Source organism: Methanobrevibacter sp. (genome assembly GCF_045577275.1).
In the GTDB taxonomy this organism is placed as follows: Archaea; Methanobacteriota; Methanobacteria; order Methanobacteriales; family Methanobacteriaceae; genus Methanobrevibacter.
The window spans coordinates 1-12,968 of sequence record NZ_JAZNIB010000243.1; the positions used below are offsets into that span (position 1 = coordinate 1).

Annotated in this window: 14 protein-coding genes and 1 tRNA gene; 9 read left to right on the forward strand and 6 right to left on the reverse strand. The window is 32.0% G+C overall.

Annotated features, from left to right (window positions below):
* Positions 1 to 1,307: prephenate dehydrogenase (locus ACKI67_RS06815; RefSeq protein WP_407462709.1), on the reverse strand; the 1,307-nt coding region annotated here is incomplete at its 3' end.
* Between the two features lie 208 nt (positions 1,308 to 1,515).
* On the opposite strand from ACKI67_RS06815, the gene ACKI67_RS06820 reads away from it, so the two are divergent.
* From ACKI67_RS06820 to ACKI67_RS06830, 3 genes are all read left to right on the forward strand, one after another.
* A complete protein-coding gene (locus ACKI67_RS06820; RefSeq protein ID WP_407462710.1) occupies positions 1,516 to 2,577 on the forward strand; it encodes an mRNA surveillance protein pelota in 1,062 nt (353 codons plus the stop codon).
* Positions 2,578 to 2,699: 122 nt separating this feature from the next.
* Entirely contained in the window at positions 2,700 to 3,656 is a 957-nt protein-coding gene (locus ACKI67_RS06825) for a cell wall biosynthesis protein (RefSeq protein WP_407462712.1), read from the forward strand.
* A gap of 173 nt (positions 3,657 to 3,829) precedes the next feature.
* Positions 3,830 to 4,375 carry a nitroreductase family protein gene (locus ACKI67_RS06830; protein ID WP_407462713.1) on the forward strand — a complete coding sequence of 182 codons (546 nt, stop codon included), beginning with the start codon at positions 3,830 to 3,832 and terminating at the stop codon, positions 4,373 to 4,375.
* 189 nt (positions 4,376 to 4,564) lie between these two features.
* Here ACKI67_RS06830 and ACKI67_RS06835 read toward each other — a convergent pair whose 3' ends face one another.
* The 5 genes from ACKI67_RS06835 to cbiM all read right to left on the reverse strand — a co-directional run bounded on the left by ACKI67_RS06835 (position 4,565) and on the right by cbiM (position 8,833).
* A complete protein-coding gene (locus tag ACKI67_RS06835) occupies positions 4,565 to 5,938 on the reverse strand; it encodes an FAD-dependent oxidoreductase (RefSeq protein ID WP_407462714.1) in 1,374 nt (457 codons plus the stop codon).
* Between the two features lie 312 nt (positions 5,939 to 6,250).
* Entirely contained in the window at positions 6,251 to 7,084 is an 834-nt protein-coding gene (locus ACKI67_RS06840) for an ATP-binding cassette domain-containing protein (protein ID WP_407462715.1), read from the reverse strand.
* Position 7,085: 1 nt separating this feature from the next.
* Positions 7,086 to 7,778 (reverse strand): cobalt ECF transporter T component CbiQ, encoded by a 693-nt coding sequence (cbiQ, locus tag ACKI67_RS06845; RefSeq protein ID WP_407462716.1) that lies wholly within the window; start codon positions 7,776 to 7,778, stop codon positions 7,086 to 7,088.
* 91 nt (positions 7,779 to 7,869) lie between these two features.
* Positions 7,870 to 8,157 (reverse strand): energy-coupling factor ABC transporter substrate-binding protein, encoded by a 288-nt coding sequence (locus ACKI67_RS06850; protein ID WP_304088284.1) that lies wholly within the window; start codon positions 8,155 to 8,157, stop codon positions 7,870 to 7,872.
* Positions 8,158 to 8,167: 10 nt separating this feature from the next.
* Positions 8,168 to 8,833, reverse strand: coding sequence for a cobalt ECF transporter S component CbiM (cbiM, locus tag ACKI67_RS06855; RefSeq protein WP_407462717.1), 666 nt, complete (start codon positions 8,831 to 8,833; stop codon positions 8,168 to 8,170).
* 503 nt (positions 8,834 to 9,336) lie between these two features.
* Here cbiM and ACKI67_RS06860 point away from each other — a divergent pair.
* From ACKI67_RS06860 to ACKI67_RS06885, 6 genes are all read left to right on the forward strand, one after another.
* The gene (locus ACKI67_RS06860; RefSeq protein WP_407462718.1) at positions 9,337 to 9,603 is read left to right on the forward strand and encodes a HypC/HybG/HupF family hydrogenase formation chaperone; all 267 of its coding nucleotides are present in this window, start codon (positions 9,337 to 9,339) and stop codon (positions 9,601 to 9,603) included.
* A 199-nt stretch (positions 9,604 to 9,802) separates the two neighbouring features.
* Positions 9,803 to 10,297: a TIGR00295 family protein gene (locus ACKI67_RS06865; protein ID WP_407462720.1), complete on the forward strand. Its 495-nt coding sequence runs from the start codon at positions 9,803 to 9,805 to the stop codon at positions 10,295 to 10,297.
* Positions 10,298 to 10,443: 146 nt separating this feature from the next.
* Entirely contained in the window at positions 10,444 to 11,355 is a 912-nt protein-coding gene (locus tag ACKI67_RS06870; protein WP_407462721.1) for a DUF5591 domain-containing protein, read from the forward strand.
* Between the two features lie 241 nt (positions 11,356 to 11,596).
* A complete protein-coding gene (locus ACKI67_RS06875) occupies positions 11,597 to 11,887 on the forward strand; it encodes an iron-sulfur cluster assembly protein (protein ID WP_407462722.1) in 291 nt (96 codons plus the stop codon).
* Positions 11,888 to 12,046: 159 nt separating this feature from the next.
* Positions 12,047 to 12,121, forward strand: a tRNA-Ile gene (locus tag ACKI67_RS06880).
* A 222-nt stretch (positions 12,122 to 12,343) separates the two neighbouring features.
* The gene (locus ACKI67_RS06885) at positions 12,344 to 12,847 is read left to right on the forward strand and encodes an amino acid-binding protein (protein ID WP_407462723.1); all 504 of its coding nucleotides are present in this window, start codon (positions 12,344 to 12,346) and stop codon (positions 12,845 to 12,847) included.
* Positions 12,848 to 12,968: the final 121 nt, after the last annotated feature.

Consider the following 12,968-nt stretch of genomic DNA (forward strand, 5'->3'; position numbering starts at 1 on the left):
TATCTTGTAACTCCACCAAATCCTATTAATGTGTCAATGCAGTCTTCAATTGCCTCTTCAGTCAAGGATATGATTTTAAAGGTATAGCTAATTTCATTTTCCTTTATTGGTTCTCCCTTATAGATATCAATTATTATCACATCAACAATATTCTCGAATTTTTTTAGGGTATCCTTTATAACATGAGGATTTGATTTTCTATTGAAAATCGCGCTTATGTCCCTTGTGTGCATTTTTTGATTGTTAAGCTTCCATTGGTAGAATTCATCATCATTCAATTTTCTCACATTGGATATCTTAAGTTTTTTGACTTTGCCGTTGTCATCTTCAAGATATAGGAAGTCAACATCGATTTCCTTGAGTGTTCCGATATGGATTGTATCTGAATAGATATGTTTCAATCCAACTTCGCTTCCAATGGATTGAATGAGTTCATTGTATTCTTTTGTAAGGGCATTTATTGCCTTGTCACTTCTACCTAATGCCGCTTGAATGTCTCCCATATGTTTGGTTGCCTTAAGTGCAATTTCAACAAATTCCTCTTCATCTTCCCTTGTCAATGCATCCTTCAATTCACTCATTGAATCAAATAGGGCTTGTCTGATTTTTTCTCCACGCTTGTTTTCATGTTGAATGGAATAGGTAAGATATGGATTTTGGGATACGATCCTAGCTATTGTATCTATCATCAAATTGTAGATTGGACTTTCATAGTTTTCAGTGTCCTTGATGTCCACCTTAAGCTTTTCAATAGCTGAAGCGGTGGAAATATATGAAAAGTGAGTCAAGACCTGCACAATTCCCATCATGTCATCATGGTGGGCTGCAGTTGTTTCAACAATTCTCATGCCTTTGTCTTCAAGGAACTTGTAGACTTTAGGATACCATTCTCCTTTTTCAATTGGTGTAAGGACGATAATCTGTCCTCTCAAATCAGTGGTTCTTGGACCGAATACAGGGTGAGTTGGAATAAATTCAACCCCTTCATTCAAGCATTCATGCATTTTTTTGCTTGGCCCTTCCTTCACGGAAGTAACATCAATCATCAATGACCCTTCCTTCATGAAAGGGGCCAATTCCTCTATAACAGATTCAGTACTTGAAATAGGGACAGAAACAATTACGATGTCACTGTTTTGAACAATCTTCTTATTGTCATCGGAATATTTTATTCCAAGATCTTCACTTACTTGTTTCCCTACGATGGCATCTCTTCCGGTTACTGTAACATCAAAGTCAAAATCCTTCAAATACCATGCTATGGTTCTTCCCAAACCTCGTGTTCCACCAATAATTCCAATTTTCATATTATTACCTAGATATGGTTTTAAAAAATTACTTAATTTTATATATTATCGATAATCATAATTTATATTGTTCTATAGTAATTATATAATTTTAATTTTTTATAATTTTTGTTTATATATGCATTTTATGATTGGATTTTTTAAGAATTTATTATTTGCTCGTTTATTTGAAATAACTGTTCGAATCATTGTTTATTGAGGCTTATTTATGAAAATAACTTATCAAGATAGAAAGAAAGGGGTTATTGAACTTCTTCCAGAAACATTGGATGATTTATGGCACTTATCCCATATAATCGCTGAAGGGGATACTGTCTATTCCAAAACAACAAGAAGGATTCAAGACAATACTGGAGATAAGTTAAGAAGTGATAGGGGAGTGAAGAGAACATTCACTTTAGGCGTATCAGTGGAGGATGTAAGTTTTCACATATTTACAGGAAAGCTTAGAATAATAGGTTCCATCATCAAAGGACCTGAAGACTTGATTCCTCTTGGATCACATCATACAATTGAAGCCAAGTTGAACACTCCAATAAAGATATTCAAGGAGCATTGGTCTGCTTATGCTTTGAAGAGAATCAATCAGGCCATTGAGGCATCAAAGAAACTCTCTGCCATAATTGTAGTCTTGGAAGATGATGTTGCAGACTTCGGTTTGATGAGGCAATTCGGCATAGAATATTACGGTCCTGTTATGGGCAATGTTTCCGGAAAGAGAATCATTGATAAGAACAGAGCTAAAAACATTGAAAAGTTCTATCAGAAGATTGTGGATTACATTCTTAAATTTGACAATATTCAGACCATAGTTTTGGCAGGTCCAGGATTCTTTAAGAATGATTTCTATAAATATTTGGAATCAAAGCATGCAGATTTGGCTAAAAAGACCATTTTGGAATCTACAGGTTCCGGTGGCCGTGTAGGAATCAATGAAGTTCTTAAAAAGGGAACTGTGGAAAAGTTGGCTACAGAAAATAGGGTCGCATTTGAGATTTCCGCTGTCAATGAAATCCTTCAGGAAATTGCAAAATCCTCTAATTTGGTTGTTTATGGTAAAAAGGAAGTTAAGAATGCAATCAATCTTGGAGCTATTGACAAGATGCTTGTTTTGGACAATCTAATTCGCAGTGAAGACTTGGAGGACTCAATGGATATGGTTGAAAACATGTCCGGTGAAGTTTTGGTCATAAGCAGCCAGCATGAAGGTGGGAAACAGCTTGAAGGTTTAGGTGGTTTAGCTGCCACTTTAAGGTATTCCATTTCTTAATCTTAATTTAATTTTCTATTTTTAGACTTTATTATTCGTTCTATTTTAAATAAACATTATATATTAAAAATTATAAAAATATTTATATTAGATTATTTATCAAAAAATTAAAGGATTTTATTATGTTTTTAGAATTATTGTTAGTATTTATATTATCATTTCTAGGAACTGGAGCATTAAACATCATATTCCGTTTCTTAGGCAAAAGGGGATATATGGGTAATCTATACGAACCTGTACGTGGAGGAACTCCTCGTGCGATAGGTATTATTCCATTTATCATAATCAGTTTGTTTTTGCCTGCAGGTTATAATAATCTTGTATTGGTGATGGGTTTATGTGCTCTTGTTGATGATATAATCGGCAGAAGAAGAATAGCTAATTTGCCTATTGAAATTGGACAGCTTGCAAGAGGAATAGGCATGTTATGCGTTATAGGATTAGGTTATCCTCTCATGGGTATTTCTTCTATTTTAGTTGCTTTATTGATTCAACCAATGAATATTGCAGATATGCAACCTGGATCTGCAGCAAGTGTTGTAATTATCATGTCTTTCTTCACAATTCTTGCTACTTTGATTATAGGTGTACAACCTGTAGCGCAGATACCTGCATACTATGTTCCATTGCTTACCTTGGTTACTTGCATAGCTTACGCTCCTTTAGACTTCTCAGGAAAAATCATGATGGGGGAGGTAGGTAATCACACTTTCGCTATAGCATTAGGAATTGGCTATTACATTCTTGGAGGATTTGTAGGAACCTTAATATTATTCATTGTAACCACTGCATTGATTGCATATATTAGAAGAGATAACTTGTCCAGATTCCTTGTTAATAAATTGCACATAAATAATCCAACTTTCGGTGATTTGTTTATGGACGTTCTAACTGGTGGTGGCTTAGGTGACTTATTCAGAAAGATCATTCTAGGAGAACGTCAACAGGAAGTAACTGACAATTTATTAATTTCACTTGGATTCAGAAGATTATTGTATAATCCGTATTCTCCTAACCTAGAAAGAGTAGTTGAAAAGGATGTCAGAACAAAACCTGCAGATTTAAGAAGATTAAATTAAATCAATTCTTTTATTTAATCAGGTTTGTCTTGAGAAATTAGATTTAAAAGTTATAGATTTAAGATTTTTAGATTTAAGATTTTTAGATTTAAGATTTTTAGATTTTTAGATTTTTAGATTTTTAGATTTTTTAGATTATTATAGATTATTCAAAAGTTAATTATGGTGATTTTATGGCTGATGTTTTTGAAGTAATTAAAAATCGTAGAAGTGTAAGAGCTTATAAGGATGAGCAAATTGAAGATGAAAAGATTGAAAAAATATTAGAAGCAGCTATTTTGGCTCCTACTGCAAGAGGAGAAGCTCCATGGCATTTTACAGTAGTTCAAAACAAGGAAACTCTTGCAGATATCAATGATTCTGTTCTCAACATCTTATCCAATTCTGGTGATGAATTCCTTGAAACAATCGCAGAATCTCGTGTAAATGTAATGCACAATGCTCCTACAGTAATATTCGTTTCTGCTAAATCAGATGCAACAAATATGCAAGCAGACTGTTCTGCAGCTATTGAAAACATGCTTCTTGCAGCAGAAGGATTAGACATTGGATCCTGTTGGTTAGGTCTTGTAGCTATTTACTTCAGTGTTGAAGAAAACTTGAAAAAGCTCCACATACCTGAAGGATACACTCCATTGTATGGGGTTGCTTTAGGTAAAAAGGTTGAGCCAAACGAACCAAACCCACGTAAGGATGTATTCGTTAATTGGGTAAAATAAGATTTTAAATTTTTTTATTTTTCTTTAAACTATTTTTTTAAAAAAGAAGCATTGATAAGATGGTTTATCTTATCAATTTAATTTTATTTTTTTATTGTTTTTTTATTTATTTAATTATTTTTTTTATTTTTTCTATTTTATTTATTCAGATTTAAGTGTTTATTTGCTATTCATTTTTTTTTTAATCATTTACATGATCTTTAAGATTTTATAATAAGCATCTGTAGATGGATGGACTTCCAGGAAGTCATCGAAATCCTCTTTTGTGATTCCCATATTCATAAGGAATGCAAGATAAGCAGTATCATCAATTGAGGATGGAGATATTTGACTTGCCCTTACTATCTCTTCTGTTTCTGTATTCAATGAAATTTTAGTAAGTCCAGTTTCTCCTCTTAAGATTCTCCAAAATGCGTGTGGTCCTCCAAGACCTGGAATGATTACATCTTCAACGTTTTCTCCGTCATCAGCTTTTTCAGCCTTTTGAGTGAAGCTTACATCCAAATCCAAGGTCAATGATTGTGGCACTATTATGTCCTCGAATTTATTCAAGTATCCTGCCATGTTTCTTGCAGCAGATATTCCTTCTTTTCTTGCATATGGAGTTAGGGTGATTCCTCCGGTAACATCTCCTGCAGCATAGATATTTGGATTTGAGGTTTGGAAGAACTCATTCACCTTAATTGATCCGTCTTCATTCAAGTCCACTATATCTGCCACTATTTCTGAATTAGGAACTCTTCCAGTAGCTATCAATGTCTTTCCTTCAAACTCTCCCTTGTCGGTTATGATTGAGTTTTCAGTGATTTCCAATACATTGGTGTTTTCATGGATATCCACTTCATCGATGAGCTTTTTAACTACATAAGATTTGATTTCTGGCTCCAAGTCCTTTAGGATTTCGCTTCTTGCAATTATCTTTACTTCACTTCCAAAACTTGAGAATAGGTTTGATAATTCTGTAGCGATTATTCCTCCACCAACTATATTTAATTTGCTTGGAACTTCCTTCAAGGAAAGTACATCACTGCTTGTCAAAGCATATTCTGCTCCATCGATATTTGGAATAAATGGCCTTGCACCAGTAGCTATCAAAAGATCTTCCGCTTCGTATACATCATAATCCTTATTTTTCACATTTTCCCTTTGAAGCACATTGTCATTGTCCAATTTTACCTTAACTATGATCTTATCCTCATCATTTATTTCCACACTTGCCTCACCATAGATAACCTTATTGTTAACGCTTTCATTTTCCTCTTGGTTAAGCTTGCGGAGCATGAGTTGGGTCTTTTTGATGTTGTCACATGCAGATTTGTAATCAAAACTTATGTTTCCATCGATGAATCCGATTTCATTATATCTTTTGAAGCTTCTTATGAAACGGCTGATGTCAGTAAGTGCACAGACAACCATGCATCCTTCGTTAAGACAGGTTCCTGCAATGTATTTTTTTTCAATAAGCAAGGTTTCTTCACCTAATTTACCGAGTTCGAATGATCCAAGTCTTCCTGCAGGTCCTGCTCCAATAACTATGTTTTTCACTTTTTTTATTTCTTCCATATTATCCCTAGATATCTTTCTTAAAATAGTTGGTTTGATTAGCTATAAATATTAATTGATTAATCAATATTGGTTGATTAATTAATTTTTAGTTAATTAATATTTGGTTAATTAATTTTAGTATGTTTATTTTATTATAAAAATTTTTTAATATGTTTTTAAAAATAGCGAGCTAAATCAGTAATAATTGTTCTATCTGAAATAGTTTTTATGTAAAAATAGTAAAAGTATTATTAATTTCCTTCAGGAGTAATACTTTTCTATGGTAAGGTATGAAAAATTTTATGATTTAAAAAAAATTAGATTTAAGAATTAGTTCTTGTTCAATAATTCCAAGAACTTCTCTTTAGCTTCTTCAATTGTTAAAGGATAATCGTTTTCCATGTCAAATCCTTCTTTTTCGAGATTTTGGAAAAGCTCTGTAACGATAGGTACTTCTAAGTTTGCTTGATCAAGAATTTCAGGTTGTGCAAAAATCTCTTTAGGAGTTCCTTCTGCAATCAATAAACCGTCAACCAAAACGAAAACCTTTTTTGCATAATTTGGAACCAAGTCAACTTCGTGGGTTGAAATAATGATTGTAATTCCTTCTTCATTAAGTTCCCTTAATAATTTGCTTAAACCTCTTACACCTTGAGGGTCTAATCCTGCTGTAGGTTCATCCAAAACCATGATTTCTGGTTGCATTGCAAGAATTCCTGCAATAGCCACTCTTTTCTTTTGACCTCCACTCAAATGGTGAGGTGCCTTTTTCTCAAAACCGCTCATTCCTACACGAGCTAAACTTTCAGTAACCCTTTTTTGAACTTCTTCCATAGGTAACTTTAAGTTTAAAGGTCCGAATGCTACGTCTTCCTCTACAGTAGGTGCAAATATCTGATCATCTGGGTTTTGGAACACGATTCCAACTTTTTGTCTAAATTTAAGCAAAGACTTCTTATCGTATTTTAATTCTTCGCCATCAATGAACACTTGTCCTTCATCAGGTTCATAGATACCATTCAAATGAAGGAACAAAGTAGATTTTCCAGCACCGTTTTTACCTAAAAGCGCAACCATTTCTCCTTTTTCTACTTTTAAGCTAACTCCTTTAAGCGCTTGGTAATCCTTATTATAAGAATATTTGATATTTTTTACTTCTAACATTTTATTCCTCCTTTGGTGGTACATAAACCGGCAGTTCGCCGTTGTAACCTCTTGAATCTAAACTATGTTGTAATGTTTCACTTTTATCTAATGACCTTAAGAATATGTTGCTTATAAGACTTGCTAAACATCTCATTGAATTCATATATGAATTATATCCCATTCTTGTTTTTTGCGCTTTCTGCATTGTATCGATTTCATTTAAGAAAATGAATATTGTATTGTACATCAAAAGACCGATTTCAGTAAGAATCTTAGGGACTTTCAAAGTATCTAAACAATGGAAAATCTTTGCAATTGGTGTTGTGAGTGCAAGAAAACCTAATAATGGGAAACATCCTAAAACTCTAAAGAATGTATAAAGACCATAATGCCATGAGTCATCAGTAACTACAATGCCGAATATTCCTGTTTCATAGATTACTTCTCCACTTCCAAAGAAGAATATTAAGAATATACATGTAATGATAAGAAATGCCATAGGTATTGATAAGAATTTCAGATAAGATCGTAAGCTGATTTTTGCTATTCCCAATATTATGATTGAGAATAAAATGAAAATAAATACATCAAAATATAGATTATCCAATGCTAAAGTAACTATCAATAAGATTATTGTTAAAAACAACTTAAAATAAGGGTCTGTTTCAGTTAATTCATTATTGTGAGCAATATAATCCATATCAAATTTCATAAAATCACTAAAAATTCGTTTAATATTTTAAAAATTTTAAATTTTGTTTAATAAAAATCTTTAAAAAAAAGAAAAAATGGATAAAGAAGAATTATTCTTCTTTACCTTGTCCTCTCCAGTAACCGAAGAAGTAACCAATAATGATTGCTCCAATAGCTGCTTGAAGAGCGAATAATAAACTTTCTATTTCACCACTTGGTGGTTCCCATATTGAAGAGAACCAAGGTTCAAAACCAGTTTCTTCGATAGCTTCACCAGCTGCATCGTCAGCTCCACCAAAGTATCCGTCGTCTTCACCATGACCACTAAACATGACTAATGGTGCAATGAACAATATAATACATACAACAGCTAAAATAATTAAAGTAGATCTTTCCATATTAATCACCTTATGCTTCATTAGGAGCTAATGCACCTAATTTGTCTAATAATTTTGGTTTGTAAGCTTTTAATCTGTCCCATATAATTACGGTTAAGATACCTTCACCAATAGCTAATGGTACTTGAGTTACTGCGAAAATAACTAAGAACTTGGTTAATGCTGATCCGAAACTAGGAGCAGGGAATGCGAAAGCTAATTGGAATGAAGTAGCTACGTAAGTTAATAAGTCACCTAAGAATGCTGCAAAGAAGATTGCAATAGTAGATGAGATATTAGCTTTGGTTAAACCTTTGTATACAATCCAAGCTACGAATGGGCCTACAATACCCATTGAGAAGATGTTTGCACCTAAAGTGGTTAATCCACCGTGTGCGAGTAATAAAGCTTGGAAAAGAAGTACGATAGTTGCGAGTACAGCAGTTACAGCAGGGCCGAATAATGCTGCACCTAATCCGTTACCACAAGGGTGAGAACAACTTCCAGTAACAGATGGTAATTTTAAAGATGATAAGATGAACATGAATGCTCCACTTACAGCGAGTAAAGCTTTGGATTCAGGGGTTTCATCTACGATTTTTTTGATTTGATAAATACCATATGCAACGATGATGAATGATATGATGAACCATACAATACACCATGTTAATGGTAAATATCCTTCCATAATATGCATAAATAATTTCCTCCAAATTAATATCAATATAATAGATAAAACTAATAATCAAAATTCAATTTAATTTTATTTTAATTATATTAAAGTTATATTGATAAAATAATTTATATAAGTTATAATATATATACTTTTTAGTAATACTTCAAACTATTTTAATCAAAACAAAAAATTTTTAATAAATAAAATTTTCATGTTCAGATTTAGTTTTTCTTGATTTTTTGTTATTTTTCATCACTTGGATTTGATTGTAAATTCATTTCTTGACTTTAGGTAATATTGTATTTTTTTAATACTTTTTTTCATTTCAAGAAATAGTTTGTTAAAATAAAAATATTTATATAATGTTAAAACTATAATAGAAATAGTAATAGAAATATCAATTAAGTGATTTTGAATTTAAATATTTTTTAAATTGCGATCTATTGAAATCGGGAATATATTTAAAAAATGATTAATTCATTAAACTGATTATTCATTAAATAAACTAAAAGGAGTTGTTGTTAATGTGTATTGCTGCACCAGCTAAAATCGTAGAGATTGATAGAGAATCCAATATTTGTGCTGCAGACTTTGGAGGAGTAAGGCAAAATGCAAAATTGGACCTTCTTCCAGAAGCAGAAATTGGTGATTATGTTTTGATTCATGCAGGATATGCTATTGAAAAATTATCCGAACAAGCTGCTAAAGAATCTTTAGAGTCCTGGGATGAATTATTGGACATGTTAGAGGAAGAAGACAAAGAACGTGAAAAGATGATGAATGAAATGTAATTGTTTTTTTCATTTTCTTTCTATTTTTTTTTTAATTTCTATTGGTAATATTTGAATCGGATATTTAATATCCAATATTTGATATTTGATATCTTTATTTAATTTGTGTTTAAAAAATTTCAAGCTATTTTATACTTTTTTTTTAATTTATTTAAGATTGTAGATTATTTCTTATTTAATTTTTAGTTATTGTGATTGTATGGATGAGGAAATAAAATTGTTGATGGAATTGAATTGCCCAGAATGGGTAATCGAGCATTCCAAAGGGGTTTCAAGAAAGGCATGTGAAATTGCCTCTAATTTTGATGATGTAGATATGGAGTGTGTAAGGGTTGGAGGATTGTTGCATGATATAGGTAGATCCAAAACCAATTCAATTGAACATGCAGTTATCGGCGCCCAAATACTTAAGGAAAGAGGGTATTCCCAAGAGATAATCAATATCGTTGAAAGGCATATCGGAACAGGCCTCTCAAAAGATGATGCAAGGCAGTTAGGATTGCCTATAAAGGATTACACTCCTCAAACTTTGGAAGAAAAGATAGTTTCCCATGCAGACAATCTCTTCAATGGTGCTGATGAAGTGGACATTGAGTTTACAATAGAAAAATGGAAAAGAAAATTAGGTGAAAAACACCCTTCCATTGAAAAGATCAAGGAAATTCATGAAGAGCTTGTTTTAAGATTTGAATAATTTTGGCAATGGGAATTTTCTTACAAATCTTTCAAAACATAAAATTATAAAAACTATTTTATAAAAGAAATTTAAATATTTAATTGATATCAATTTTAAAGATGATTTTTTAACTAATTTTAATTATAATTTATACGAGGCAAAGAATGAAAGTTATTTGTTCAAGCGATGAGTCATTATACAGACCGGAAGTAGTCAGATGGAGGCAGAGGATGGCAATGATGCAACCTTTAGGAGATGTTGTCGTTGCACTTCCATGCAGTATGAAAAAGCCATACTCCAACTCTCAGTCTCACCAAAAGTTCAGAAGGGCTACCAAAGGTTATCAGGAAGTGATCGTAACTTCCCCATTTGGAATATGTCCAAGGGAATTGGAAAACACTTTCCCAATCCAATCCTATGATGTAGCGGTTTCAGGTGATTGGAATGATGATGAGATAAGGTTGGCTGGAGAGCTTCTTAAGAGTTATGTTGGAGACAAACCGGTAATAGCAAATGTTGAAGGAGGATACGAAGAGGTTTGTCGTGAGTATTTGGATAACTGCACCTATGTATGTGACAGTGGAAGACCTACCTCTCCACAATCCATTTTCAACTTAAGGGAAGAACTTAAGAAATATCCAAAGACCAAACATAGGGATAGAGTTTTAAATGAGCTTAGATCTGTTGCCAAATACCAGTTTGGAGCAGAAGCTGAAGCAATGATCACTGATGATGTCGTTGCCAAAGGAAGATATCATAGAACTCTTTATTCCAATGGAAAAACACTGGCTCTTCTCAATAGGGATGTTGGCTTATACACCCTCAACCTTGAAGGAGGCAGAAGGCTCGCTGAACTTGGCATACATGTGGTTGAAATTGATTTTGATTTAAAGACCAACTCATTGTTTGCTCCTGGAATCGTAAATGCAGATACATCCATTCTTCCAAAAGATGAAGTGGTTGTTGTTAGAAATGATGAGGTTGTGGCAGTTGGAAAAGCTGTCTTGACTGGTAAGGAAATGGTTGAATCCATAAATGGAATTGGAGTAAAAATTAGACACAGAAAGAAAAATTAATTATTATTCTAATTTTTCTTATTTTTATTTTGTTCAATATTCAAATTCCATTGATTTTTTTTAATTTTATAAAATTTTTTAGAATTTTATTTATCGCATACTTTTATTATTTAAGTATAAGTATAAATATAATTAAAACAATAGTTATATTATTAACTTTTTGTTAGGAAATAAAATTTTTTAAATTTTATTCTTTTAACTAATTTAAGATTTATCTAAAAAAAATATATGAGGAGATAATATGTCTGAAGAATTAGCACTTGCTGTTAAAGATGCAGTTTCTGTTGTAAACGACCCTCACATGGGCGTAAGTATTGTAGATATGGGTATCGTTCAATCTATTGCAATTGAAGGATCAACTGCTGAATTAGTAATTAAACCTACTAACCCTGGTTGTATGAGTGTAACCCGTATTGCTGCACAAGCTAAAGCTGAAGCTTTAAAAGTAGAAGGAATTGACAAAGTTAAACTCATTATTGAAGGTCATGTAATGGCTGACTCTCTTAATGAGATGCTTAACAGAGATAATTAAGTTTTTTAAACTTAATTATTTTATTTTTTAAACTTTTAGATTATTTTTTAATTTTAAAAGCAGATTTATATTTTTAATTCTTTTTTTATTTTGAAATATTATTCATCAAAAGGTTTATATATTAGTTAACATATAGTTAATAATACTTGTATTTGTTATAGGCTAGTGGCACAGCCTGGTCAGCGCGCACGGCTGATAACCGTGAGGTCCTGGGTTCGAATCCCAGCTAGCCTACTTTTCTAATTTTGCTATTTTTTTTAATTTTTACATTCTTTAGTTAGTTCTATGGATGATTTTTGCTATTTTTTTTAATTTTCATAGTCTTTAGTTGGTTCTATGTGAGATTTATAAGGCTATAATGTAAAAGCTATAATGTACATTTTTATGTATTGGTATACATTTATATACTTAAAAGTACAATATATTTTTAGAGAATATTAATATTGTGGTGTTAATATGTGGGAAAGTTTAAATTTGAAATTTAGTAAATATCCTGCAAGAATGGCTGTAGCTTCAAAGATGTTTGAACTGGGCTTAAGAATAAGTGATGATGGTAAGATATATTGCGGTGATTTAAAGATAAGCGATTCCGCTTTGGCTGTTGCTGCAAATGTTGATCGTAGGGTAATTAAATCCACTGTGGATGTTATTATTGCTGATAAGGAATTGTATGATATATTTTCAAATATCATTCCTGCAGGGACCTTATTGAAGAACATTGCAAAGAACTTGAATTTAGGCGTTATAGAAATAGAAGCTGGCGAAAGAAGCGAAGGTGTTTTAGCTAAAGTGGCTTGGATAATGAGCAAACATAACATAAATATTCGTCAAGCTTATGCAGGAGATACCCAATTGAATACAAATCCTGTTTTGACAATCATTACAGAAGATTCAATCCCTGGAGAACTCTTAAAGGAATTCATTCAAGTTGATGGGGTTTTAAAAGTTTCTATTTTATAAAAAAGGTTTAAAAATACTATTTTTTTATTCTTTTATTATTTTTCTTTTATTTTTTTTATTATTTTATTCTTTATTCTTTCATTCTTTTTTCTTTCCATTTTTATCTATTTTATATTAATTT